The sequence below is a fragment of the Staphylococcus sp. EG-SA-2 genome (genome assembly GCF_017152085.1).
This window is the reverse complement of sequence record NZ_JACYHC010000352.1, coordinates 1-297: the sequence shown is the minus strand read 5'-3', so window position 1 is coordinate 297 and position 297 is coordinate 1. Positions and strand designations below refer to the sequence as shown.

Genomic DNA, 297 nt, shown 5'->3' with positions numbered 1-297 from the left:
CAGGTGTATGTTTTCCTGCATCCGAGTCCGAATCGCTATCTGAGTCTGAATCACTGTCTGAGTCTGAGTCGCTATCTGAGTCTGAGTCGCTGTCCGAATCTGAGTCGCTATCTGAGTCTGAGTCGCTGTCTGAATCTGAGTCGCTATCTGAGTCTGAATCACTGTCCGAATCTGAGTCGCTATCTGAATCTGAATCGCTGTCTGAGTCTGAGTCACTGTCTGAGTCTGAGTCGCTATCTGAGTCTGAGTCACTGTCTGAATCTGAGTCGCTATCTGAGTCTGAATCGCTGTCTGAAT

General features: G+C 48.5%; 1 protein-coding gene. It reads right to left on the bottom strand.

Features of this window, described 5'->3' with window-relative positions; all coding sequences use genetic code 11:
- On the bottom strand, positions 1 to 297 hold a 297-nt coding region (locus IDG60_RS27375), incomplete at both ends, for a hypothetical protein (RefSeq protein ID WP_206160494.1).